The organism is Alteromonas sp. ALT199 (assembly GCF_018619335.1).
In the GTDB taxonomy this organism is placed as follows: domain Bacteria; phylum Pseudomonadota; class Gammaproteobacteria; order Enterobacterales; family Alteromonadaceae; genus Alteromonas.
Genome location: NZ_JAHHDX010000178.1, coordinates 1 through 24,826, shown reverse-complemented (window position 1 = coordinate 24,826; position 24,826 = coordinate 1). Strand labels below are relative to the sequence as shown.

Sequence of the window (24,826 nt, the reverse complement as noted above, 5' to 3'; positions counted from 1 at the left end):
ATAAAAAACAGGCTAAGGGGAGATATATGAGAAGCATTGAACGTTTATTAATGCAGTATGGCGAAAGCCATCAAAACAGAACGAACGTTATCATTCACGCTATCGCAGTGCCGAGTATTTATTTTGTGACGCTAGGGTTAATTTGGAGCTTGCCCGTACCAGAGTTTATCGCTCAGTTTAATATCACGTGGGCACATATCATTGCAGTCCCCGTTCTTTACTATTACTTCATGCTGTCTGGTCCGATAGGAGCGGCAATGACCCTCTTAACCATTTTGTGTTTCGGTGTAATAAACACCTTAGATCACTTCAATATCTCAGTGTGGTTGTTTTCTCTCGTGCTGTTTGTCTTTATGTGGGTATTGCAGTTTATCGGGCACCATATAGAAGGGAAAAAGCCTTCTTTTTTTGACGATCTACGCTTTCTGTTGGTGGGGCCTGCTTGGTGGTGGGTGCATTGGCTTAAAAGAATGAACATTAGTTACTAAATTTGATAAACCAAGCAATTTAGTTAAAACATCTCTTAATTCAAGATTTTGGCCTGCGACCAGAAGCATGAGAGGCACGACCAAGCCGCTTGGGTCAGGGCGCGGCTTGCGTATAATCTTCCTATAAGTTTTTAAGATGGTAATTTTGTGAGTCGCTTTCAGCGTGTAATAGAAAGTAATGAACGCTTATTTTGGACGTTGCACAGTGCAGGCTGGGCAGGGTTTGCAATAATTTATTACATTGGTTCGTTTCTTCATGATGTCAGGCCCATTTGGGTTTTTATCATCATGCTAAATGCCTATGCAGGGTGGTTGCTAACCATCCCACTTCGCTACGTCTATCGTTGGGCAAGAAAACAATCTCCGTTAAACATGATCGTGATTGTCATTGTGTCGTGTTATTTAATAGCGCTGCTATGGGCTGTAGTGAAAAATATTAACTACTGGGAAATCTACAAACATGGATATCGCCCAGACGAGTGGTATATGTATTTCACTAACACCATTAACTCATTAATTATGGTAGGCTGCTGGAGTGGGGTTTACTTTGGCATCAAGAACTTTCAGATGCTTCAAAAAGAGAAGCAGAACGCGCTAAAGGCGAGCACTATGGCGCACCAGGCGCATATAAAAATGCTTCGCTATCAGCTTAATCCGCATTTTTTGTTTAACACTTTAAACGCTATTTCTACCCTTATTTTGTTAAAAGAGAACGATACCGCTGAAGCAATGGTGTCGCGCCTTAGTGATTTCTTGCGTTACTCTTTAGATAACGACCCAATAAAACGAGTTCCACTTGGTCAAGAAACAAAAGCGTTGCGACTTTATCTTGAAATAGAGAAAGTCCGTTTTGATGACAGGTTAGACGTGCAATGGGATATTGATGAAGGATGTGAAAGTGCGCTAGTCCCAAGCATGATTTTGCAACCTATCATTGAAAATTCGATAAAGCATGCCATATCGAAAATGGAAAAAGGTGGCCGTATTTCGATAACCGCCCGTACCTTTGGTAACGATTTGTTAATGGATGTTGCGGACAACGGCCCAGGCGCGGACATAAAAGACGGCACGCTTAGCCGCGAAAATGGCGTGGGCTTAGCCAATATAAAAGAGCGTTTGCAATCTCTTTATCACCGTAATTTTGCATTCTCTATTGAACACAATCAGCCTTCTGGTGTTCGCGTTAGAATTCGCATTCCGTATGAAGTTAAGGACGTATAACATGACAAAGCAAGTGATTAAAACCATTGTAGTGGACGACGAACCTTTAGCGCGTAGGGGGCTTCGTGCCAGGTTAGAGCGTCATGATGATGTTCATGTTGTTGCTGAGTGTCAAAACGGCCTTGAGGCGGTGAGCAGCATTTCTCAACATCGTCCAGACTTAGTATTTTTAGACATTCAAATGCCGGGGTTAAATGGCTTTCAAGTTATTCATAAGCTTCGTGAGTTAAAGCAGCCTATCCCAATGATTGTGTTTGTTACTGCCTATGACAGCTATGCTATCAAGGCTTTTGATGTGCACGCCCTAGATTACCTGTTAAAGCCTGCAGACGATGAACGCCTTGGCGCGGCTTTAGACAAAGTACGTGAATACTTCTTAACTCAGCATCAAGATGAGCAGTCACAAAAATTGGTAAGCCTTGTCGCTGAACTTACAGGTGATGATTGTGAAGAAATTTTACGCAAGTTAGCGAACGGCGAACCGGTTGAAACGAATCCATACCCAGATGTATTGGCGATTAAAGATGGTTCAGAAGTTACCCGTGTTAACGTGCAAGACATTCAGTGGATAGACGCCGCTGGCGATTATATGTGTGTACACGCCCTAGACGGCATGCACATAATGCGTAAAACCATGAAAGAGCTTGAGCAAGAATTAAACCCACAGTTCTTCGTACGTGTGCACCGCTCAGCAATTGCTAATATTCGCTTTGTTAAAAAATTAGTGAGCCACATCAGTGGCGAGTACCATTTGATACTTCAAAACGATACTGAGCTAAAAGTAAGCCGTAGTCATCGAGATAAAGTGAAAGCAGCCATGAAAATGTAAGCTGCGGCCAACATTAATGATTGAGTAAAGCCTTGTTTTAACGATAAAACAAGGCTTTTTTGTTTTGTTTCAATTTACTTTTAACTGGTCTTAAAATAACTTGAAGTGTTACATCTTATCGCCGCTGTAGCGTTCGTTCATCAGCGTACACATAGCGTCAACACGGGCTTCGTTAAGAGGTTTGGTCTCTTCCCATGTTTTCGGAAGAGGCACAATAACAGGGCGCTGATTCACTTCTCCTACCATAATGTTAGTAACATCGCCTCCTACTAAGCTTATAGCAAATTCCCCAAGCATTGTTGCAAGTAATCGGTCTTGAGCAACCGGAGAACCGCCACGTTGCACATGCCCTAAGGTTACGGGCCTAACGTCACTAATATCATGTTCTTGCAATGCTTCGGCTAGCCCCGGTAATCCATTTGGCCAAACGTTCTCTGCTACTACGACAATATAACTAACGGTGCCTTTTAATGCCCGCTGGGCTTTTATTTGCGTCACGATCTTTTTAATCTCTACATCAGCTGATTTAAAAAACTCAGGAACAACCACATAATCAGCGGCAGAGGAAAGCGCAGCATTTAATGCCAAAAAGCCAGCATTACGTCCCATTACTTCAACAAGAAAAACACGCTCAAACGCATCTGCAGTATCTCGTACTTTATCGATAGAGCTCATAGCGGTATCAATGGCGGTGAAGTAACCTATTGTCGCATCAGTACCGCTTATATCGTTATCGATAGTGCCCGGGATACCCAAAATCTGGCCTTCCCATTCTTCACTCAACTTTGCTGCACCACGGAACGAACCGTCACCGCCAATCACTATGAGCGTATCGATTTCCGCCTCTCTTAAATTGTTAGCTGCTTTTATAATTCCTTCGTGATTTTTAAACTCTTTACACCTTGCGCTATGTAAAATAGTGCCGCCTTGTTGGATGAGATTGTGCGTTGAGTCGAGGGAAAGGGGAATGTATTCCTGTTGTAGTAAACCATTGTAGCCATGGTTATAGCCAAGCAAGGTGAAATTAGCTTTCTGACAGGCAATAATTGTAGCTCGTATACAAGCGTTCATACCCGGAGCATCGCCACCAGAGGTTAAAATTGCGACACGTTTTGACACATTAAAATCCTTCTTTTCAACCACATTACAGTTAAGGTAACGTTAAGTTTCTACCACGTAAAGTAAACATTTGTGTTGTTTGAGTAGGTGTTTACGTAACTAGAAATAGCCAAGCACACCAAAATGATGAGCTAGCATCTATGTACATTTGTTGTAAAAACTAATAAGCGAATTTAGGGCAAACAACGTAATTAACAAAAAAAGGATGGGTTATGCGCGCACTGTTAGTATCGTTTTCCGTGTTATTTCTTGCTTCATGTAGTTCCAAACTAGCTTACAACAACCTAGATTGGTGGGTTTACTGGTACATGGATGACTATATTGAACTTAGAGATGAGCAAGAAGAAAAATTTGATGACTATTTGGAAAACTGGCTAAGTTGGCACAAAACTTCAGAACTTAAACGTTACCAAGCTCAGCTTACGGAGGTTAAAGACCAAATAAAGAAAGGTAGTTTAGATTCAAATTCTGTCTATGAGCACCTTGTAAATGCAAGAACTCATTGGGAGAGAGTGCGTGATGAAGTTAGCCCTGAACTAGCAGAAATTGCAAAAACACTTGATGACGAACAAGTAGTTACGCTTTTTGCGGCGCTTGAGAAAGATAATAAAGAGGAAGAAGAAGAGCGACAAGATGCTCTAGATAAATCAGAAGAACAGAGATTAGAAGAACGTATCGAGCGTATAGAAGAGACTGTAAGAGAACGCATAGGAAAGCTAACCAGTGAACAAAAGCAAATAGTGAGCACCTATGCAACACAGTTCATTCCCACGGGAGATGAATGGCTAACATACCGTAGGAACATTCAAAACGCGGCTCGAAAACTATTTGTAACACGCAAATTTAACGATAACTTTGAAACTGAGCTCGTTACACTAATGCAAAACCCAGATAGTTATAAAAGCGAAATCTATAAACAAAGCAGTGCACACAATATGACAGTTACTGCAACGTTAATTTCAGAGGTGTTCTCTACGCTTACTGACAAGCAGCGAGAAACGCTTATCAAAAACATTGACGAGCTAATTGACACTGTAGAGAATTTTAGAGGCTAAGTGTCTCTTTCCTGAAGCACTGCCTGAGGCTTAACGTGAAGGCTCACGTGATCAGTGGTTATTTCCATCGCTAATCATTTTTCGGGCGCGTGCGTCCGATTGCTTAATCATATCGTCTATCAGTGAAGTTTCAGGCATATTTTTCCAGTACTTCTTAGGCATCTGATTCAACATCGCATTCGTCTTAATGCGTGCTGGGTTAAATATGTTAGCGTAATAAGTTAGCCAGTACCTTTCGATACGGTCATCATCGGGGACAACGCTTGAATCTGGGTTATCTTCTAGCACAAGTGTTTGAGTATCCCAGTGTGCTGCGCGATAGGGAGTTAAAATGGACCACCGCATATTCTTAAACCGCGTTTGGAAGAAGTTAAGCTTAATCTCTAAACTGAAATGCTCAGGTTCGTACCACGCAACAAAATGCTCTTGTCCCTCTAGGTTAATTTCTCTGAATCTCAAGAAGGCGCTCATTTTGTATGCGTCGCGTTTCACAGCTTTCGCCATGGCAAAAAGCTGAATGATATCGTCGTCAGTCTTCATTTGAATCAGATGTTTATTTTCAAAAACAACCCGCCATAAAACCCGATAACACAAGGCAAATCGATGTTCACTGTTATGGCACAAAGCATATTTTAAAAGCATTAAGGTCGGCTTAGGGATACTAAGTTTACTCTGCGAATTTTTGCTATCGCATTTTTCTTCACTATCACCAAACAAGTCGTCCTGTACAGTATGAGCACTCTGCCAAATAATGTGTTCAGGGGGGATGCGCTCGGCGATACATTTTCGCGCGCCTTCTCGCCATTCATCAAAGCCAGGTACTGAAGTTATTGTGATGGTTTTCATTTTAAGGCTATCTTTTAGACTATTGATTTATAAACCCAAGTTGTTGGCGTGTTCATGCTCCAAACAACTCAAACTGTTTAGGCTGTTTAAACTGAAGCTCGAAATTATTACTATCGAGTAAATGTATATCAGGGAAGTAATCTCCCACGCTGATAAAAGGCTTTAACTTTTTAAGCGGAAGACGCATTTTGGTCAGGTCAATCCAATTGAGCTTTGTATTGCGTCTAATAGACACGATTTTTTGTACCGTGCGCGCGCCAAGACCAGGAACACGCAACAAAAGTTGCTTGTCAGCTTTATTTAAATCTATTGGAAATACGTGACGGTTGCGTAGTGCCCATGCAAGCTTGGGGTCGTAGTCCATATCCAGCATATCATCTTGCAATATTTCATCTAAGCCAAAGCCATAGAAGCGTAAAAGCCAATCTGCCTGATAAAGACGATGTTCTCGAATTAATGGCGCTGGCTTTAGCGGTAAAACTTCCGATGCATCAGGAATAGGGGAAAATGCTGAGTAATAAACTCGGCGAAGCTTTTGCTGATTATAGAGCTTAACGCTGGTCCCTAAAATCGTTTTGTCGTTTGAACCATCGGCACCTATGATCATTTGCGTAGACTGCCCACCAGGTGCGAAACGGGGAGGGCGTTTGCCCGAATAGGTCTTGTCTACTTTATGTTCAGCTATTTTATCTTTTAGCGCATTCATAGAACCGTGAATATCGCCAAGATCTTTCTCTGGTGCATATTTGTTTAACGAAGACTGTGTAGGCATTTCTACATTAATGCTTAGCCTATCTGCATACAACCCAGCTTCGGCTTGCAACTCAGGCGAGGCGTTAGGGATAGTTTTGAGATGAATATATCCCTTGAAACCGTGATCAAGACGAAGCGATTTTGCGATGCGTACCATGCTCTCCATGGTGATATCTGGTGAACCAACAATACCCGAACTTAAGAACAAGCCCTCAATATAATTACGCTTATAAAAATTAAGCGTTAAATCTACGGTTTCTTTAACGGTAAACCGCGCCCGTTGTACATTGCTAGACACCCTATTTATGCAGTAGTGACAATCGTAGATACAGTAGTTTGTCATGAGGATCTTAAGTAGCGAGACGCACCTTCCATCAGGTGTGAAGCTGTGACATATACCCGAACCGCCGGTAAGTGATCCTATACCGGTTTTTTCAGTTTTTCCCGCTTGTCGTTTACCTGCTGAACCACTCGCGCAAGACGCGTCGTACTTGGCCGCATCGGAAAGGATTTCAAGTTTTTGTATTAGTCTGTCGTGCATCGAAGGGGTTTACTTCCTATAATCAATTACAGTCAAACAGCCTAGTGACGCTTATAAAAGTTACCGTTACATGTCAGTTTTCGGTATCGGCTGAGTGTAATGGCGTTATAGCATGTATAAATATACAGTACAATTGAGCATGGTAATAAAGAGGTAAGATTTAATGTTTGAACTTGTGGTTAATTTAGTTTTGAGTCGGCTTAATACAAACGAAATAACATCGATAGAAAAATAGGTTTGCCGTATTAGGAAGCCTGTAACAGGTTCTGAGTCACTAACTATTAAAAACCAATGTATTTTGAAAGTTCATCTCGAATGTTGTCGTATTTTTCCTTATAAGGTGCTTTAAGCGTCATATCATCAATAAGCTTGAATAGTCGCTTACACTCATTAATAAGTTTTGTTTCAGTCTTGTCGTCTTTTACTGCGATCTGGAGTATGCACTGAAGTAGGTTAAGCGCTACACCTGTATTAACTGGTGCAAAGCCTTGGGCTAGGGCAAAAGATGCTTTGGCGCGCTCGTAATCTTGTTGTTGATAGTGTTGAATACCTTCACGATTAAATTGCTGATAGCTTGCTAGGTTTTTCTGTGCTTTTTTAGCCAATGTTTCAAGCATGCTTGAACTGTTCTGATCGAGTTCAGCACTTCTAGTGGCAAGAACGTTATTAAGTTGCAGCGCGTCGTCATATTCACCAAGTTTGTACATAACGTTAATGCTATCTGGGATAAATGAAGTTGGCACTTCAACGTATTTATCATCAAGTTGTGCTTGGGATGCGTTGAGATGGCGTTTTGCATCAATAAGCTTTCCGTCTATCGCGCTTATTCTTGCATTTACAATATTACCAAAAATATCTACATCGAAATCCCTATCAATTTTGTATAAATGCTCATCAAACTTGCCTCGTTGTAGCGTTAGCAACGCTTCTTGTTGATATTTGTTGCGTTGCCTTTTGTCTTCGGCAGACTCAGCAACATCAAGCAAGCTTCGTATCACGCCGCACCAATGTAAACTTGTTTTGTGAACGGTACGCTTCGACAAATCCCAAATTGCATGGCTAGAAGTCGCTGCAAGTATTAAGTCATTATGCTGCCGGCCAATCTCACAAGCCTTGAAATGCCGAGAAAGCGAAAGAGGAGAGAGTTTAATAGCTTCTTTTATTGCCTCTAGTGCCTTTTCGCTTGTCTCCATGGCTTGGTAACCCTGAGCGAGAATATCGTGAGCATCGGCATTGAACCGATTGCGCTTTATCGTTTTCTTAGCAATAGATATTGCTTTTTCATACTCCTTCAAAAATAGGTAGGTTTTACCAATTGCTATTTGTGCCCATAGCACAGGCCTACCGTCGATATATTCTTGCAATACATCAAGCGCTTTTTCAGGTTGTTCTATGCGCCAATAGAGCTCTATTAAAAGCTGTTCGCAGTGACCTTTGTAATGACCGGGTTTCTCTAAAAGAAACTCAATATGATCTATTGCGCTATTAAGTTCACTTTGCTCTATTAAGCTAAATGCTTGCTGAAGAAACTGTCTTTTTTGCCAAGCACGCACAATGCGGGATTTTAACTGCACTTGTGAAAAAGGCTTTATTAGGAAGTCGTCTGGTCGACGTTCAATACTTCCAAGTACCACTGGGCGTGCGCTATCTGCACTAATTAGGATGAATACTGAAGTAGGATTAATGAGTCTGCGCGTGCGTAATTCTTCTATAAGTTCATAGCCATTTTTATTCTCGGCACCTAAATGTAAGTCACAAATAACAATATCAAACTTGTGCTTTTTACAAAGCGACACTGCTTGTTCTGCAGAAGACTTAGTGACGACATCAGACGCGCCCATCGAGTGCATTAGCCCTTTTAATAGCAGCAGGAAAGGACGTTGGTCCTCAACAATCAATACTTGTTTGTTGCTAAATTGCATTTCAAATCCATGAACGACCCCATTATCGGTAGTTAGAAGTATAACTAACTATAGAAAATAAGCTTAAGAAAAACATTATCTTGCCGAAAACCTAGGTATACATAAACAGCTTTAAGTTCAAATGTCGCCAGAACTAGACACCGCAAATAAACAAACCGCAATCGACCCGAGTATTTACTGGGAGCGAAGCGGTGTACTTGCTCGTGCGTCTTCGCAGGGGGCATTGTTTTCACTATATCTTGCTATGCAGCAACATAGCCTAGCTGAGCCATTTGAAATTGAAGCGGTTACTTCAAACGTTGACGCTAAAAGCAGTATAGAAGCCCAGCTCGTCTCGCTAAACCATTACCGGCGTCCGTCGTTAGCCGCTAATGAACGTGAGTGGAAAGAGATGCACATGTTTTCAAGTTTGGTTACAAAAGACTACGAAAGTGCTCGCCTTTACCTTAGTATGAAGCCTGCGCCGCTATCTCAATCCGATGACGCTAACCGCATACCGGATGATGTTATAGACAACTGCAGTTTGGCTTCGCAGAAAAGGTTAAAAAAACAGTATGCGAATACTGTAAAAGAAGACAATACATTGCTTTACGATATTCTCTCTTCACAAGACACAAATAACAAGAATAGCGACGGCACAGCAGCCGGTATGTCCTCATTTGAAAACATCATCTAATAATCAAATGAAAACATCATCTAATAATCAAAACAATCCTAACCATGCCTTCTTAGTTACACCCTAGTTTTTAGTGCTCAATTTTGGTATATTGCGCGCCGCATTTTTGCACTGGTCTTACGCTCCAATCAGCAAAGGTTAAAATATGTCTAACTATATTGTATGCGCAATGTATAAATTTGTTGCGCTTGAAAATTTTAAAGAAATCCGCCAGCCGCTTTTAGAAGCAATGGAAGAAAATGGTATTAAAGGTACACTTTTACTTGCTCACGAAGGCATAAACGGTACAGTTTCGGGTACCCGTGAAGGTATCGATGCATTGCTTGCATATCTCAATAGCGATGAACGTATCAATCCTATTTCTTACAAAGAATCACTTCACGACGAGCAGCCGTTTTACCGTACTAAGGTAAAACTTAAAAAAGAAATCGTTACCATGGGCGTTGAAGGTATCGACCCGCGCCAAACCGTAGGTACATATGTAAAACCTAAAGACTGGAACGCGCTAATTAGCGACCCAGATGTAACGGTAGTTGATACCCGAAACGGCTATGAAATAGAAATTGGTACTTTCAAAAACGCTATTGATCCAAAAACCGAAACTTTTCGCGAATTTCCCGAATACGTAGCAAAAGAACTCGATCCGACAAAAAACAAAAAAGTAGCCATGTTTTGTACTGGCGGTATTCGTTGTGAAAAGTCGACGGCTTACTTAAAAGAGCAGGGGTTTGAAGAGGTTTTCCACTTAGAAGGCGGCATCTTACAATACCTTGAAGATGTACCTAAAGAAGAGTCTATGTGGGAAGGCGATTGCTTTGTTTTTGATAATCGTGTTGCGGTAAACCATGACTTAGAGAAGAGTCATTATGAGCAATGCTATGCGTGTCGTCTTCCTATCACTGAACAAGACAAGCAAAGCGATAAGTATGAACCTGGGGTAAGCTGCCCTCACTGTTTTGGAACGCATACAGACGATCAAATTGCTCGCTTTAGAGAACGCGAAAAGCAAGTGCAACTAGCGAAAGAGCGTCAACAAGAACACGTTGGTACTGAAGCGCGTTTAACGATGGAACAAAAACGCCAGGAAAAAGCAGAAGCTCAACGTTTACGCGCACTTAAAGCAAAAGAAAATCAGGCGTAGACAGCTAGAAAGAAGGACGTTACACTCGTCTTCATTGCAGTTGAAATAAGGAATGCGAGTGAGCACTCAACTTTCAGAATCTAAAATTGAAGAAATTAGAAAGGACTTCAGCTTTTTTGATCGTGATGGCAACGGCCAAATCGATTTGCCTGAGTTCATCGAGCTTCTAACCGTAATTTCACCTAAAACTAAGGCTAGCCACGTGCAAGAAGGCTTTAAGCTTATCGATAGTAACAACGATGGTTACATCGACTTCGAAGAGTTTTTGGAGTGGTGGCAAGAAGGGTGGTGGGAGTACTAAGTTTTACTTAGTCACACGCATCATCACTAAAGCTTCATTTACGCTCTGTTAAGTTCGTCTTTGAAGCTTCTAGTTACGCGAGAAAGAAATTATCAAAACGAGTGCTTTATGTAAGCACTCGTTTTTTTTATGTCTGTAAGTGAAGATTTGGCGATTTTATAAACAGTTCGTAAGTATCGGTCTACCTAGACACTGCACAAGCATTGCTTTAGTCTCGAGTTTAAACTAAGAAAATTTCATTTAAATACGGATGTTACATGCTTAAGTATCTATGCATCGCCTCAATGATTATCTCGATATCCTTTTGCGTGAAAGCAGAGTCATTTAAAGAAAATGCTGTTGAACGGCACCTACCTTTTAAAAGTTTCTCAATTTCGTCTTCTGTATTAAACGCGACCCATCTACATATCGCTCAAGGTTTTATATCGTAGACGCATTGTTTAAACTTAATAGGGAGCGAGATGCGCTAAAACATTTAGATATTTTACTAGCTAGAAAAGACTTAAGTGAAAAAGAGCGCGAAAAATTAATTCAAAAAAAGTCAAAGTTACTCTAAGAGTACTTACCTAATTGGCCAATTAGGGGGTAGTTTAGCGGTGACTTCAAACAGCTGCTCAGTACGTAGAGCAGCCCTCAAATTAAAAGCAGGTGAAATTCCTGCAATTCGCTTTAAGCAGTCTACAAGACTACCAACCCTATAGGCGAAATATTCAGGTTAGATCTGAGCTTATACAAACTAAGGTGTTCTTCTCAGCCCAACCCGTTTTCCCAAAAATTAGCCTCTTATGTCGTCTGCTGAATCAAAACTGCAGCATGTTTAATGGCTTTTCGAATCCTATGATAGGTACCACAGCGACAGATATTGTCGCTCATAGCTTCATCAATCTCATCATCGTTGGGATTGGGATTAGACTCCAAGAGTTTGACGGCGGTTAAAATTTGTCCCGCCTGACAAAACCCACACTGAGCGACATCTTCGTCTATCCATGCTTCTTGCACCGGATGCAGAATGTCATCGACCGCAAGCCCTTCAATAGTGGTTAGCGATGCACCTTCCACTTCTTCCATTGGAACAATGCATGGGCGGACTAGCTCACCGTCTTTAAAGATAGTGCAAGCGCCACACACGCCAACACCGCAACCATATTTTGGGCCAGTAACACCAAGTCGATCACGCAAGAGATACAGGAGCTCATCGTCGTTTTCAGCGTCGATAGAAACCGGGTTATTGTTAACATTAAATGTAATTTGTGGCATGAATTAACCCTCTGGATAGAAGTCACGAAGTGGAAAACGACGTGGTGCAATACCCGTCGCCCTGGCAAATGCGTTGGCTATCGCCGCTGCCGCCGCAGGCACTACCAACTCGCCTGCACCTCCCGGTGTTTCTCCGTTAGGCGGCATAAAATGCACTTCAATATCCGGTGGAGTGTTGCGCATTCGAGCGATTTCAAAATCGCCGTAACTGCTCTCGCGTATTGCGCCATTGTCGAGGTGTAAACTGGTGCGAATCATGTAGGTAATGGCATCGGTTGCCGCACCGATAACTTGCGCCTCAAGGCCGGTTGGATTCAATACTCGGTTCACATCCAGCGCGACAACAATCTTGGTGACTTTACTTTCTTTCTCCGGATCTTTGAACGTTTGTAATTCAACAAGCACGGCAGCTCGAGACTTATACTCTTTATGCAACCCGAGGCCCTGGGCACGTCCTTTTTCCATACTCCTTCCCCAATTGCCCTCTTGAGAAACTTTCCGCAGAACAGCTTTGGAGCGATCATCATCCAGCATTTGTAACCTGAACTGGTATTCATCCTTGTTCATTGCGCGTGCCAATTCGTCAACAACTATCTCGTTTGCGACAGCAGCTGTGCCGGAGTAGATGCCGCGCCAAGAGGAGGTCGGCACAACGAATTTTTTTTCGTTTAGTAGCAACGAAGTTACACCAAACTTATATTGCACTAGTTGCGTTGAGTGCCAGATTGTCTGGCTGAAAGCAGCGGGCGCTAACTCTCCTCCTAATGCAGTAATACCGTCGCCAAAGCCATGTTCGAGATCCAATTCAGCGGTTGCAGCGCGATGGTCAAACGACAACACTTTTTTGCCAATTAAAAAACCTCTAGTGTAAGTCGCTTTTACGTTATGCAAGCTGAGCGGTCGTGCGCGGCCAAACTTTGTGTCGTCCTGTCGAGTAAACATAAGTTTGATGGGGCGGTTTACAATTTGTGAAATACGCGCCCCTTCAACTGCTGCATCAAAAAATAAGCGACGGCCAAATGAGCCGCCGCTCTGAATTACATTCACCTCGACGTCAGTGGGTAAGACTCCAAGGTTACGCGCAATTTTGGCTTGTGCTGCAAGTGGCGTCTTGGCGCCAGTCCATACCCTGATCTTTGAGCCGGTTGCATCGGCAACTGCTGTCATGGTTTCCATGGGGGCATGTGCCAAATAAGGAAATATGAACTCGCCGCCAACCGAATCGGTAGCCAGAGGAATATTAGGTAAGGTTGGCAGGTTTATCGCACGTAACTGCTCAATGACCTCGGCGTCAGATAGATTTTCGGCAGCACCCACACTCCATGAAATAATAAGTGCATCACGCGCACGAAATGCTTCGCCAAAGGAACGCGCAACAACGGCCACGCCAGAGGAATTTGCATCAACATCCAGCGGAACTTCTTTGATGGCAAGGACGCCAGGCAGGCCTATTGCCTCAGAATCGTCAAACGTGATCACGCGACCACCTAAGCTAGGTGGCCTAGCGACCACAGTGGGCATCGCATCTGGTACTACGTCGAGATCCATCGCGAAATCTAGTTTGCCGGTAACGATATCGCGCGCGTCAACCCGCTTTTGCTGCGTACCGATAATTTTGTATTGTGATGGATCTTTAGGCTGTGCCAGTCGAGCGGCATCGTTGCGTCCTTCAACACCTGCGGTGAGCTCAGAGTAAGCAATGCGGCTGCCATCGTTATTAATCGCAAAGCCATTTTCTGTACTAATTTCGTTCACAGAAAGCCCGAAATGCACTGCGGCTGATAATTTTATCTTATGTAACAGAGCTGCCGCGACCTTGCGCAGCGGATCCCAAAGAGAGGTTATGGCATGAGAGCCTCCTGTAATTTGACCAGTCGCTCGTCTGATTTCTGCCGGAGATAAAGTCGCATCAATGGAGGACATTTCAACGTCCAGCTCTTCGGCAAGAATCATCATTGCAGCGGTTAATATACCTTGCCCCACTTCCATTCGTGGAAGCTCAAAACGGACACGGTTATCACTCGTTATCTTAATTAAATAATCGTAGTAGAAGGGGTCACCGGAGATGAGCAGCAGGTCTGTTAAATCCAGTTCATCTGCAAGCTCCGGTATTCCTAACAACTGGGCGTTGGCACCCTGAGGACGCAGAGCACCGCCGGTTATATGTAACGCAACGGCAAAACTCGAACCCTTGAGCATGTAACCAATAAACTTTCTTCGTCCGGCGTTTTCTGCCTCGACAATGTGTTCGTCATCACTATCTGATTGATCATGTTTCTGTGATGAGGTAATCGTCTCTATCTGTTCTGCATGGTTACTTTTTGTCATAAATTCTCATTTTCAGTTCAAGACCTTCGATCGTTAACTTAAGCTTAAAAAAAGTCGTTTATTTAACGTAGGTATTTGCAGCTTGCAAAATAACTGTTAACTGAATGTTATCATAAAGTATAATTTTTTAAACATTAATGATATGTAATACTAAAGTTGGGGTTTCCCTTGTGTAAGGAGCATATTTTCTGTGAGTTGAATTGTTGAAGTTAATTAGGCTTTAAATACTCACTCGCTTATAAGGTCGATATTCTGCTTTCCAAAACGAAGCATCGATACTCTGTTCAAATTGCTCGTCTGAGATTTCTAAGGCTAATCCTTCTGTAATAGCGACTTTATCCAAGCAAAGGCGAATTCCTTTCCTTTAAAACCTTCAAATACTGCGTTTCATTGTACGGAGTATTAGTTTTCCAACAGCGGTATAAAATTCTTATCCATTTGAATGCAAGTGAACGCACTGCTTGATGATGAGAGTTTCCTTTTTTCTTTTGCTGCTCATAGTAAAGCTGCGCCCAATAAGAGTATAGAACGGATTTTGCTGACCATTCAGTAAACGTTTGACGAATAAATGTCGAGCAACCCCATCGCCAGTGGACCCAAGCGGTTTTTCCGCTGCGCTCAGTTACAGGCGCAATGCCTGCATATTTTTGTACTTCTTGAGCACTTCCAAATCGGTTTCTGTCTTCTCCAAATGCAACCAATAATCTCGGACCAAGACATTTTCCAACACCAGGTAAAGATTCATACAATGCGGCGTCTGGCATTTCGTGGTAGATGGCTTCTATTTCTTGCTCGAATGTTTTAATCGCTGTGACAATGGGAAGTATCTGATTAGCCAGTGTTATCGCAAGCAGTTTGTTTGATTCGATGACAACACTATCGTAAGTCAACGGTGCGCACTTTTTATCGCCTCTAAACGAGGTGATACTAATTTGGCAAAACTACCGCGAGAGGTAAGGAAGCGAGAGATTGTGTCGGGTTTTGCGCGTTTAATTCTATCCAGCGACGGCCATCGAGTAATGAATTCGACGAATAACTGCGAATCTCTATGCGTGAACCACTCCAGAGGTTGCGGGTAATATTGCTTAAGCGCATTGATAAGCCGATTTACATACCGTTTCTTTTCATCCACTAATCGACGACGTTCCTCCACCAAAAAGGCTAGTTTTCTGATTTTATCGTCAGCCATTTTAAGTGGAGTTATTTTATCTGGATAGCGAACTAACAACTCAAGTGCGATTGACGCGTCAGTTGGATCATCCTTAGCTCCACTCGGTGATAACGCTCTACGATATCGGCACAGCATCGTCGGATTAATTGGGAATAAGGTGACAAAAGAATACTTTTGCAAGGCATAGACGATTGGTCCTTTTGACAGCTCAAGCGCAATAGCAATTTGTCCTGGGTGCTGTTGATGGAGCTCCGTAATCCACTGTTCAATAGCTTCAGCCGAGTGTTTTACAACAGCTAACTCCCTTGTACCATCAGCATACTGGATGCAAACATCATGCTTGGACGAAGCCCAATCTAATCCAATAAGAACGCTAAAATCATTTGTTCTAGACATAGTTACTCTCCCAACAGTTAACGTGTTGGATATGTCAGCTCAGTCTTTCGAAGAAAATATAGCGGCTATTCTTAAAGCAACCCCTGAGTATTCGTTTAAGACTAAGCGCACTCAGAACATCGAAAAAAAAGCGGTAAACATCGAGTGTTGTTGTCTGAGATTCGTATGAACCGAGCACACATCCTAAAAACTACATTATCGTTTATAGGATGCGAGTGACTATATATTGTCTATTACTATCAGCCATGCCTTTAATGATGACAACGGTATTTATCGTAACTTTTAAAGAAGCGAAGCCTGCTCTAGGTAATTTGCAAGTAAAAGAAGACGACAAATTACCTCAATTTCAAGCTAAGAATATCGATGGTACGGTATTTGATGCTAACCAACTTAAAGGCCGAAGAACGTTATTAAATTTTTTTCGGGGATCATGATGTCCGTACTGTAGTACCGAGCTACAAATGTTTGAAGAAATGAAGCCTCTTTTTGATGAATATAATATCAACATCGTTGCGGTTTCAAATGATGACATTCAATCAGCTAAAAAGCACCAAGCAAGAGATCAGTTAAGCCATACGCTATTGTCTGATTCTGAGCTAACAGTAATTCGTAAATTTGGTGTTGAACACCATAAAGCATTAGGCGGCGAAAGTGCATCTAGCAAAACATTCTTCGGTTTGCCGTTTCCTATGGTAATGAAATATAAACCTATGGCAATTCCAACAACCTTATTAATAGATGAAAACGGAATTATTCGGTGGATAGATCAAGCTGAAGATGTTCGTTTAAGAGCGAATGAATTTAAGCTAAAAGAGGCACTAAAAACACTAGTTGCGTAACTTGCTAAGAACCGATCACAATCTGCTCGGTTCTTATGTTAAGAGCATCGGTGCAGATATATAAGCTTTTATTGAAACATAGCGCCCCACAAGTTTTCTGCTCCTCTGTTCATATTGTTAAAAATTTCATCTCGAAAAGTTACCACACGGGAAGAAATCATTTTTCTGTCAGTCCAAACAATGTATGCCGTTCCAGTTGGACACTTTACCTTGGGTAAAATTGGAGTTAGCTTGTTATCCTCTGCTAAACGCTTTAGTGCCACTTTAGGTAATAAACATATGCCTGCTCCAGCAATAGCTGCCTGAATATTCAACCGTAAGCTGTTAATCGCATACTTAGGTTTTACGGGAATTTTTATCGTTTTGCCTTCTTCTTTTAAATGCCAATAAGGAAAATTATTGCCCGCCAATAGTTGGTGGCCTAGCAGTGCTTCTGCTGAATCCGGTGCAGGGTGGTATCTTAAATATTCAGGGGAAGCAGCCAAGGCTAGTTCGGCCTCAAATAACCTTTTTTGCACTAAGTTAGGCGATGTAGCTGGCATAGTAACAATCGCCAAATCAATTTGTTCATCGATAAAATTTTCAGCATCAGAGGCAAAGTGAACGAAAATGTTCACGTTGGGGTGCTGCTTCATAAACTCAATGGCTAACGGTTGTAAAAAGAAATCAGCAAAAGGCTCAGGGCAAGAGATATGAATATCTCCAGTAAGCTCTCCTTGGCTATTTGATAAGCTGAGCCATTGTTCATCTAGTTGAGCAAAAACATGAGAAAACTTCTTGAAGACTTCTTCTCCTGCATTGGTAAGTCTAAAATTTTTCGCGTTTCTATGAAGGAGCTTTTCATTAAGTTGCTCTTCAAGATGAGCAACTGATCGGGAAACCGTAGGTGCAGAGGTTTTAGCCTTAGTACTTGCAGCGGCAAAACCTCCAGATTCAACTGATAAGCAAAACCAATATAAATTAGTCATTTGTTTTGTACTTATCATTAATTCACCTTCATCGTTGTTATTAACTCATGAGTGCATATTTGTATTCTAAAAGTGCATTATTGTCTATTTTTGAATTAATGACTAGTAATTAAAATAGCTTCATCGATTAGTCGCAGTGACTAATTTAAGTGAATAGTTTTGGAGTGAAAAGATGAAAAAATTTCCACGTAAATTTCAATATCCGTTAATGATGTCTATGGTGCTACCAACCATGTTATTGGGAATGTCTGGAATAATGGCCTATCGTAATTTGCCTTTAGGGGCGGACTTCTTTAGTGCTTGGGGAGCGGCTATTGCGCAAGTAGTACCACCCGCATTATTACTTTTAGCAGTAGTTGCACCTATCGTTAGATTGTTTGTCACTAAATTCCTTTTGCAACCTGAATAAGCCACCTTAAGCAATACAAATAGGTATAAACATTATGAATGCACAAATTCTTTTGGAAGTTGGTTTAATTAGCGTAATGGCTTTGATAACCCTAACTTATATCTCTCGCTCAAAGGCGAGCAAAGGGAATAAAATTCAAACCTTTGCAATTGCGTTATTGGGCGGTTTTATGATTTTAGGTGGAACGGCCAAGTTCTTTCAGCCTTTTGCAACTATGTTTGCCTCACAAATAGAATTAAGCGGCTTACCACTACCTAAGCTTGCAAAATTTGCTGGGCAAATGGGGGAAATTACCGCTGGTATAATGTATTTGCTGTTACTAACCAAAGGTAAGTTCATCTCCGTAAAGCTCTCTGAGATGGTGCTTAATGGTGCAACACTTTTGACCGTAGTTATAATGACCGTTGCAGTTTATGTGCATTTATCACCAAACGTACCTGCTGAAGTATTGCCATTTCAATCCAAACCGCCAGTATTGACCGTAATAGTGATGCTAATTTCTCTTGGTATATTAATCGCCAACAAACGTAAAAACTAACAATCGTAACTCTGTGCCAACGTCTGCTATTGGCACAAAGCAGAAGTAGCTAGTCAATAGTCTGTTCATCTGCAACTTGTCTCAAGCAGACCTTAGAGGCTTAACAGTAAAAGACCACACTTTGAACCAGTCAAATGAATACATACGGTAGCCCGATTAAAAAAATGTATAGCAAACGGTTACCAATCAGCGCTATATGCTTTATTGGCTTCAGCCGCTTCTACTTCTAGTGGTGCTTTGTCGTAACCGTATTGTGCCATGTCAAAGAAATGCTGGGTAACAACTTCGTCTAAGCTGGCTCGTTCAATTTGTAACACGTGAACTAACTCATGGGCTAGCTTTGGTCTATTAAGTACAAAGTCTCTACGCGCGTAAATTGAATAACCGAAGACTTGTGCGTTATTAATAATGCCTTCGCCAATTAGCCCAACTGCCTCACCAAATATCTTTAAAGCTAAATTTTCATAGGGGTAGGGTACTTGGTCAACATAAACTATTCTTACTTTTTCTGGATGTTTAATACCTATCTCTGATGCAAGTAATCGTTCTTTTTCGTTAAGCGATATTCCAGCTTTAAGCCCTTTCTGATCTGTTTCATGTGCCCATTCGATGTATTGAGGTAACAATACACTCGCTATTACTTTTTCATAAAAAAGTGCGGTAATAACTATTCCAATGACAAGTAACATTGAGACGAGTTTAAGTGCTTTCATGTTTGTAAAATCCGTTTTAAGGAAAGGCTTCAGTAGCCTTATAAATGGTTAGGCTGAGCTAATAAAGTTGCTGACTAACTGTATGTCTTATTTGTAAAGCACAACATGTAATCACGAGTGATTAAAGAAAAAGAATGTAAAAGAATGTAAGACTAAGTGAAATCTTGATTGCCGCTAACAACGCTTGTTTGTAGGTGTTAGCGGCGGTCTAACTACTCGCTATTGAGTGGTTTTCTACTCGTCGTCGTCATCTGAGAGTAATTTCCTTGGTTTACGCTTAACAGGAACCATACCTATATCTTCACCCGTCATGGTATCAACACGCTTTTTCGCGTTCGTTTTAACAGGTTTAGCCACGCGCTTTTTACCATTTTGTGCATTAGCGCTTTTCGACACTTTTTTCTTCGGCTTGAAACCTTTGAACGAGGCTGAAAATTCGTCGTGCGGCGCACATTCCAATGCATATTGAAGGTGATTCTTAAGCCCTTCAAAACTGTTCCAGTCACGTGGGCCAACTAGTGAGAATGCTTCACCTTTTTGGCCTGCACGACCTGTACGACCTATGCGGTGAATATATTCATCTGCATTTTTAGGAAGGTCGAAGTTTACGACTAAACCAACTTTTGACAGGTCTAAACCACGAGACGCAAGGTCGGTAGTAACTAAAATACTGTGCTGCCCGCGAGCAAATGCACTCATAACTGCTGCACGTTGGCTTTGCAGCATATCACCACGAAGGGCAATTGCTTCTAAATTTTGTTCGTTAAGCAATGCTGCAATTCTGTCAGTGTCTTCACGGGTAGCAGTAAATACAATAGCTTGGTTATAGGTGCGACTGGCCAGCTCAAATTTTAATATCTGGTCTTTGTTATCAACGTTATCTGCAAAGAAACATTTCTGCTCGATGTCACCATGTTCTGCAGTTGAATCTCCTACAGCTACGCGTACAGCACCTTTGGTCAACTGCGTCGTCATATGTTTAAGCTCAATATTGTCGAGCGTGGCTGAAAACAGCATGGTTTGGCGCTTTCTGTGATCAGCATAGTCGTTAATCATCTTAAGCTGAGCAGAGAACCCCAAATCTAACATGCGATCGGCTTCATCAAAAATAAGCATTTCTAAGCCGTTCAGATAGACACTTTTGTCTAAAAGGTGATCGGCAACACGACCTGCGGTACCCACAATGATGTGAGGGTTGCGACGAAGCGCTTTAACCTGGTCGTTATAGTTTTCTCCACCCACGATAAGTGAGCACGTTAGATTTAATCCCGTGCACATTGACTTAGCCTCAATGAAAACTTGCTTTGCTAATTCTCGAGTTGGGGCCAGAATAAGTGCACGTGGGTCTTGTCTGCTAAGCGCTTTTTGCGACATTAGCCTGTTTATAGCCGGTACTAAAAAGGCGAAGGTTTTACCTGACCCTGTTTTTGAAGACGCAATAATATCCTTACCCTGAACAGCAGGAAGCATAGTGCGCTCTTGAATTTCGGTTAGCGTCGAAATGTTTTTTGTTTCGAGCTTTGAAATAATTTTGTGGTGGACAGGTAAATCAGTAACTAGCAAGAAGGGTAAGCCTTTTTCAAAAATAGTGTTCATGCGCATTATCCCTTAATGCACGGTTTATTAAAAGACTATTGGAAAGGTTTATAGGCAAAGGCTAATTGAACGGCATTCTGTACGCCTTAACTTATAAATTTGGTTATGTGAAAATGTAGGCTAGCCAATGGGTAGCGCTTACCAAGAAAGCATAAATGCTAACTGTTAAGCGCAACATGTCGAAGCGCAATTAATCGAAGTGTTTAAAACTGCATCTCTGGAACATTTTCTGGGACAATAAGCTTACCACCAGTTTTTTCTTTAATCTCGTCAACGCTCACGCCCGGCGCACGTTCTTGAAGAACGAAGGCACTATTTTCAACACTTAGTACTGCTAAGTCGGTAATTATACGCGTGATACAATTTACACCGGTTAAAGGTAAGGTGCATTCGCTTAGTAATTTAGGGTTACCGTGTTTATCAGTATGGGTCATGGTAACAATTATGTTTTTCGCACCGGCAACTAAGTCCATAGCGCCGCCCATGCCTTTAACCAGTTTTCCTGGGATCATCCAAGACGCGATATTGCCTAACACATCAACTTCAAAAGCACCAAGTACAGTAAAATCTACATGGCCGCCACGGATCATGGCAAAGCTTTCAGCACTGCTAAATATCGACGCGCCTGTTATAGCCGTTACCGTCTCTTTACCTGCGTTTATCATGTCGGCGTCGACTTCACTTTCAGTGGGGTAACGCCCCATACCCAAAAGACCATTTTCCGACTGCAGCATAACGCTAATATCATCGGGTACATAATTAGCCGCAAGGGTAGGGATACCGATGCCTAAATTCACGTAATCTCCATCTTTGAACTCTTGGGCTACGCGCATTGCAATCTGTTCTCTATTAAGCATTATACTGACTCCTTGCTAACTACTCGACGTTCAATACGTTTCTCGAACGAACCCTTAATAACGCGATTTACATAAATGCCCGGAGTGTGGATCTCGCTAGGGTTAAGTTCACCAGGTTCTACAATTTCTTCTGCTTCTACAACGGTTATCTTTCCCGCGGTAGCTGCCATAGGATTGAAATTTTGTGCCGTGTGGCGATAAACACAGTTACCGTAGGTATCTGCTTTCCATGCTTTTACAATGGCAAAGTCGCCAGTAATGGCATGCTCAAGAATGTAAGGGCGTCCATCAAACTCTTTGACTTCCTTGCCTTCGCCAACCGGTGTGCCGTAGCCCGTAGCAGTATAGAATGCGGGAATTCCAGCGCCGCCAGCACGCATTTTTTCTGCCAGCGTACCTTGAGGGGTTAGCTCAACTTCCAACTCGCCATTAAGCAGCTGTTTTTCAAATAGCGCATTTTCACCGACATAGGAAGACACCATTTTTGATATTTGTTTATCTTCTAACAAAAGGCCTAAGCCAAAACCATCTACGCCACAGTTATTAGAAACTACGGTAAGGCCAGATACGCCCATGCTTTTTATTTGGCCGATAAGTCCTTCGGGTATACCACATAATCCGAAACCACCAGCAATGACTGTCATACCATTTTTAATACCAGCCATGGCTTCGTCGTACGAGGCTACTACTTTGTTAAATCCTGCCATTCTTTATCTCCGACACGTTTGTTAAAAATAAGTATCAACATTGTTGTGTGTTTTGTAAAATCGAATTAATCTTCCAATTAATAAATTATATTAATCAATGAGTAATTAGGGCAGATAAAGTATGGATGTCTCATATCGTCAAATAAGAGCGTTTGTTGAAGTGGCTAAGTCATCAACCTTCGCAGAAGCGGCGGTAAATTTGCACTTAACCCAGCCAGCGTTGTCATCTGCTATTAAGAAGATGGAAGAGCAAATAGGCGGTAAGCTATTTCTACGTAATACCCGCAATGTAAGCTTAACACCAGAAGGAGAGGTGTTGTTTCCAAACGCTCTAAGACTTTTACATGATTGGGACAACACTTTTTCCGACATGCAAAACTTGTTTGCTATGGCTAAAGGACAGCTCACCATTTGTGCTATGCCATCGTTCGCAGAGTCTCATTTGCCGAATATCTTATCGGTATTTCATAAACGCATTCCAAACGTGAACCTGAGGATTGTAGATGTTGTAATGGAACAAGTTATTCACGAAGTTACCACCGGTCGAAGTGAACTAGGTTTCTCCTTTGAACCCGAACGTAAAGATGGCTTGGTGTTTAAAAGCCTTTTCGCCGATGAATTCGTTGTGGTAGCTAACAAGATGCAATCATCTTCCTTTTGTGACAAATTTCATTGGAAAGACTGCCTGCAATTTCCCCTAGTGATGATGAATAGGGGATCAGCAGTGCGTTATTGGACGCAATCGAGGCTTGAGCAGTATGGCGAGTTGAATATTATTGCTGAAACAGGTCAGCTATCTACGCTTGGAAAGCTTATACAAAATGGACTAGGTATATCGATTATGCCAGCTATTTGTAAGGCCCAGATGGAGAAATTGGGACTAGTGACTAAAGAAATTTGTGATGAGCCACTGGTGAAAAACATTGGATTAATTAGAAATGCGCGAAAAGGCCTATCGCTGCCAGCTCAATCTATGTGGGACTTGACCATTGCGCATTATGCGTGAAAAACAAAATGCGCGTTGAACTATGCGGGTAAGTTAAAATTACCACTTTTTCTTAGGTGCAAATAACTCGTCTAGCTCATCTCTTTCTTCTTCTTGCTTTTTGGCACGGTCTTTTTCATTCACACTCTTAAGATTGCTTTGAATTTCCTGTAACCACTCATTAAGTGTTGCAAGTTTTGACTTAGAGTAGTCGTCTTGCGGGTTTTGATTTTCCAGCGCGGTTTTTGCCTTTTCAAAATACTGTCGTGCTGAACCGAGCATATTGGTTTGAAGTGCAGCACGTCCGCGCTTAATAAGTGTCTCCACATTTACTTTAACTTGCAGACGTTCAAGTTGCTTGTCTTCATCCATAAATACTTTTGAATCGATTTGTCCCTTGCTGTGTTCAGAGCGAAGAACAATACGAAGCTTTTTAACTGCTTGGATATACTGAATTATCATTTTATCGTTGTCGGGCAACGAAAACTCAGAGGCTCCGCTAGAGTTGTCTGAAAGCGCTGCAGCAGTTGCTTGCTCGCTACTAGCAATTCTTTGTTTCAATTCAGCGGTACTAGATAATTCATTCATCGCTTTAAGTGCATTAAGAATTCGGTTATGAAGAATACCTACTATCCGAGAGGAAACAGGCATGTTTGCAACTGCCGCAATGATGTTCTCGGTTTCATCAACAAGCGTGCGCTGTTTAGCAGCCTCAGTTCGGCGCTCCGCTTCTTGTTTTTGACGATGCTGTTGAATTGCATTAATGAAAATAGCTGCGATGAGCAAAACAACAATTAAAATAATAATTATCACGTACATGCGTGTGTTTCCGTCTGTTTGTATTTCTTATAACGACAGTGTTTCTCAACCAGGTGCGTTACTTTCTGAATTATCTACTGTTATCGGTTAATATTACGGTATTTTTACTTCAAATACACTTCCACCGAAACTTCCACCATTGGAAAGAGCAATAGTTCCCTTTTTGTCACCTTGAAAATGCGCACTTGCAATTAGTTTAGCGAAAAATAATCCGAGTCCTGTTCTGCCTTGGCTTAATTCAAAGTCACATAATTCTTCGTGACTTTTAGACAACATAGCTTCTGGGTAACCACTACCATCGTCCTCAATTCTTAAGGTCATAAAATCACTATCATCGACATGAGCCGAAAC

25 protein-coding genes and 2 pseudogenes are annotated in these 24,826 nt (G+C 41.8%); 12 read left to right on the top strand and 15 right to left on the bottom strand.

The genetic code is table 11. The features are described 5' to 3' along the window. Nucleotides 1-26: 26 nt before the first annotated feature. From KL866_RS20000 to KL866_RS19990, 3 genes are all read left to right on the top strand, one after another. A complete protein-coding gene (locus KL866_RS20000; RefSeq protein ID WP_025255248.1) occupies nucleotides 27-488 on the top strand; it encodes a DUF962 domain-containing protein in 462 nt (153 codons plus the stop codon). Between the two features lie 147 nt (nucleotides 489-635). Then, nucleotides 636-1,709: a sensor histidine kinase gene (locus KL866_RS19995; RefSeq protein ID WP_025255249.1), complete on the top strand. Its 1,074-nt coding sequence runs from the start codon at nucleotides 636-638 to the stop codon at nucleotides 1,707-1,709. Between the two features lies 1 nt (nucleotide 1,710). Continuing rightward, nucleotides 1,711-2,538: a LytTR family DNA-binding domain-containing protein gene (locus KL866_RS19990; RefSeq protein WP_025255250.1), complete on the top strand. Its 828-nt coding sequence runs from the start codon at nucleotides 1,711-1,713 to the stop codon at nucleotides 2,536-2,538. A gap of 108 nt (nucleotides 2,539-2,646) precedes the next feature. On the opposite strand, the gene KL866_RS19985 is transcribed toward KL866_RS19990, so the two are convergent. Then, nucleotides 2,647-3,657 carry an ATP-dependent 6-phosphofructokinase gene (locus KL866_RS19985; RefSeq protein WP_025255251.1) on the bottom strand — a complete coding sequence of 337 codons (1,011 nt, stop codon included), beginning with the start codon at nucleotides 3,655-3,657 and terminating at the stop codon, nucleotides 2,647-2,649. A gap of 212 nt (nucleotides 3,658-3,869) precedes the next feature. On the opposite strand from KL866_RS19985, the gene KL866_RS19980 reads away from it, so the two are divergent. Further along, complete coding sequence (locus KL866_RS19980) at nucleotides 3,870-4,712, top strand: DUF6279 family lipoprotein (RefSeq protein ID WP_025255252.1); 843 nt, start codon at nucleotides 3,870-3,872, stop codon at nucleotides 4,710-4,712. 51 nt (nucleotides 4,713-4,763) lie between these two features. Here KL866_RS19980 and KL866_RS19975 read toward each other — a convergent pair whose 3' ends face one another. The 3 genes from KL866_RS19975 to KL866_RS19965 all read right to left on the bottom strand — a co-directional run bounded on the left by KL866_RS19975 (nucleotide 4,764) and on the right by KL866_RS19965 (nucleotide 8,774). Then, the gene (locus KL866_RS19975; protein ID WP_025255253.1) at nucleotides 4,764-5,558 is read right to left on the bottom strand and encodes a TIGR03915 family putative DNA repair protein; all 795 of its coding nucleotides are present in this window, start codon (nucleotides 5,556-5,558) and stop codon (nucleotides 4,764-4,766) included. Nucleotides 5,559-5,610: 52 nt separating this feature from the next. Beyond that, nucleotides 5,611-6,852: a putative DNA modification/repair radical SAM protein gene (locus tag KL866_RS19970; protein WP_025255254.1), complete on the bottom strand. Its 1,242-nt coding sequence runs from the start codon at nucleotides 6,850-6,852 to the stop codon at nucleotides 5,611-5,613. A 281-nt stretch (nucleotides 6,853-7,133) separates the two neighbouring features. After that, nucleotides 7,134-8,774 carry a response regulator gene (locus KL866_RS19965; RefSeq protein ID WP_025255255.1) on the bottom strand — a complete coding sequence of 547 codons (1,641 nt, stop codon included), beginning with the start codon at nucleotides 8,772-8,774 and terminating at the stop codon, nucleotides 7,134-7,136. 121 nt (nucleotides 8,775-8,895) lie between these two features. Between KL866_RS19965 and KL866_RS19960 the strand changes: the two genes are divergently transcribed. The 3 genes from KL866_RS19960 (at nucleotide 8,896) to KL866_RS19950 (ending at nucleotide 10,892) form a co-directional block, all read left to right on the top strand. Further along, nucleotides 8,896-9,450, top strand: coding sequence for a VC2046/SO_2500 family protein (locus KL866_RS19960; protein WP_025255256.1), 555 nt, complete (start codon nucleotides 8,896-8,898; stop codon nucleotides 9,448-9,450). Nucleotides 9,451-9,595: 145 nt separating this feature from the next. Continuing rightward, nucleotides 9,596-10,591, top strand: coding sequence for a rhodanese-related sulfurtransferase (locus tag KL866_RS19955; RefSeq protein ID WP_025255257.1), 996 nt, complete (start codon nucleotides 9,596-9,598; stop codon nucleotides 10,589-10,591). A gap of 58 nt (nucleotides 10,592-10,649) precedes the next feature. After that, a complete protein-coding gene (locus KL866_RS19950; protein WP_025255258.1) occupies nucleotides 10,650-10,892 on the top strand; it encodes an EF-hand domain-containing protein in 243 nt (80 codons plus the stop codon). Between the two features lie 783 nt (nucleotides 10,893-11,675). On the opposite strand, the gene KL866_RS19945 is transcribed toward KL866_RS19950, so the two are convergent. The 4 genes and pseudogenes from KL866_RS19945 to KL866_RS19935 form a co-directional block, all read right to left on the bottom strand. Continuing rightward, a complete protein-coding gene (locus KL866_RS19945; RefSeq protein ID WP_025255259.1) occupies nucleotides 11,676-12,149 on the bottom strand; it encodes a (2Fe-2S)-binding protein in 474 nt (157 codons plus the stop codon). Between the two features lie 3 nt (nucleotides 12,150-12,152). After that, nucleotides 12,153-14,477, bottom strand: a complete 2,325-nt coding sequence (locus tag KL866_RS19940) for a molybdopterin cofactor-binding domain-containing protein (protein WP_025255260.1) — start codon at nucleotides 14,475-14,477, stop codon at nucleotides 12,153-12,155. 220 nt (nucleotides 14,478-14,697) lie between these two features. Continuing rightward, nucleotides 14,698-14,820 carry a hypothetical protein gene (locus tag KL866_RS20520; RefSeq protein WP_409173997.1) on the bottom strand — a complete coding sequence of 41 codons (123 nt, stop codon included), beginning with the start codon at nucleotides 14,818-14,820 and terminating at the stop codon, nucleotides 14,698-14,700. Beyond that, nucleotides 14,813-16,044: pseudogene (locus KL866_RS19935) on the bottom strand (IS110 family transposase). The gene KL866_RS20520 and the pseudogene KL866_RS19935 overlap by 8 nt, the downstream one beginning before the upstream one ends. Nucleotides 16,045-16,259: 215 nt before the next feature. Here KL866_RS19935 and KL866_RS19930 point away from each other — a divergent pair. Then, nucleotides 16,260-16,478, top strand: a complete 219-nt coding sequence (locus tag KL866_RS19930) for a hypothetical protein (RefSeq protein ID WP_214996706.1) — start codon at nucleotides 16,260-16,262, stop codon at nucleotides 16,476-16,478. A gap of 12 nt (nucleotides 16,479-16,490) precedes the next feature. Further along, nucleotides 16,491-16,883: pseudogene (locus KL866_RS19925) on the top strand (redoxin domain-containing protein); the annotation flags it as partial. 68 nt (nucleotides 16,884-16,951) lie between these two features. Here the strand turns inward: KL866_RS19925 and KL866_RS19920 are convergent. Beyond that, complete coding sequence (locus tag KL866_RS19920) at nucleotides 16,952-17,869, bottom strand: LysR family transcriptional regulator (RefSeq protein WP_029661416.1); 918 nt, start codon at nucleotides 17,867-17,869, stop codon at nucleotides 16,952-16,954. Nucleotides 17,870-18,023: 154 nt separating this feature from the next. Here KL866_RS19920 and KL866_RS19915 point away from each other — a divergent pair, with 154 nt between their 5' ends. After that, on the top strand, nucleotides 18,024-18,260 hold the full coding sequence (locus KL866_RS19915) for a DUF2798 domain-containing protein (RefSeq protein WP_025255263.1): 237 nt from the start codon (nucleotides 18,024-18,026) through the stop codon (nucleotides 18,258-18,260). 34 nt (nucleotides 18,261-18,294) lie between these two features. After that, nucleotides 18,295-18,798: a hypothetical protein gene (locus KL866_RS19910; protein WP_025255264.1), complete on the top strand. Its 504-nt coding sequence runs from the start codon at nucleotides 18,295-18,297 to the stop codon at nucleotides 18,796-18,798. A gap of 179 nt (nucleotides 18,799-18,977) precedes the next feature. Here the strand turns inward: KL866_RS19910 and KL866_RS19905 are convergent, their stop codons facing one another. The 4 genes from KL866_RS19905 to KL866_RS19890 all read right to left on the bottom strand — a co-directional run bounded on the left by KL866_RS19905 (nucleotide 18,978) and on the right by KL866_RS19890 (nucleotide 22,671). After that, entirely contained in the window at nucleotides 18,978-19,511 is a 534-nt protein-coding gene (locus KL866_RS19905) for a hypothetical protein (RefSeq protein WP_025255265.1), read from the bottom strand. A 234-nt stretch (nucleotides 19,512-19,745) separates the two neighbouring features. Next, nucleotides 19,746-21,074 carry a DEAD/DEAH box helicase gene (locus KL866_RS19900; RefSeq protein ID WP_025255266.1) on the bottom strand — a complete coding sequence of 443 codons (1,329 nt, stop codon included), beginning with the start codon at nucleotides 21,072-21,074 and terminating at the stop codon, nucleotides 19,746-19,748. A 236-nt stretch (nucleotides 21,075-21,310) separates the two neighbouring features. After that, complete coding sequence (locus KL866_RS19895) at nucleotides 21,311-21,964, bottom strand: CoA transferase subunit B (protein ID WP_197025456.1); 654 nt, start codon at nucleotides 21,962-21,964, stop codon at nucleotides 21,311-21,313. Continuing rightward, on the bottom strand, nucleotides 21,964-22,671 hold the full coding sequence (locus KL866_RS19890) for a CoA transferase subunit A (RefSeq protein WP_025255268.1): 708 nt from the start codon (nucleotides 22,669-22,671) through the stop codon (nucleotides 21,964-21,966). The genes KL866_RS19895 and KL866_RS19890 overlap by 1 nt, the downstream gene beginning before the upstream one ends. Nucleotides 22,672-22,792: 121 nt before the next feature. Between KL866_RS19890 and KL866_RS19885 the strand changes: the two genes are divergently transcribed. Continuing rightward, nucleotides 22,793-23,677: a LysR family transcriptional regulator gene (locus KL866_RS19885; protein WP_025255269.1), complete on the top strand. Its 885-nt coding sequence runs from the start codon at nucleotides 22,793-22,795 to the stop codon at nucleotides 23,675-23,677. Nucleotides 23,678-23,716: 39 nt separating this feature from the next. Here KL866_RS19885 and KL866_RS19880 read toward each other — a convergent pair whose 3' ends face one another. Continuing rightward, nucleotides 23,717-24,475, bottom strand: coding sequence for a hypothetical protein (locus KL866_RS19880; RefSeq protein WP_025255270.1), 759 nt, complete (start codon nucleotides 24,473-24,475; stop codon nucleotides 23,717-23,719). A 93-nt stretch (nucleotides 24,476-24,568) separates the two neighbouring features. After that, nucleotides 24,569-24,826 (bottom strand): ATP-binding protein (locus KL866_RS19875; RefSeq protein ID WP_214996704.1); only part of this gene is annotated, 258 nt, incomplete at its 5' end.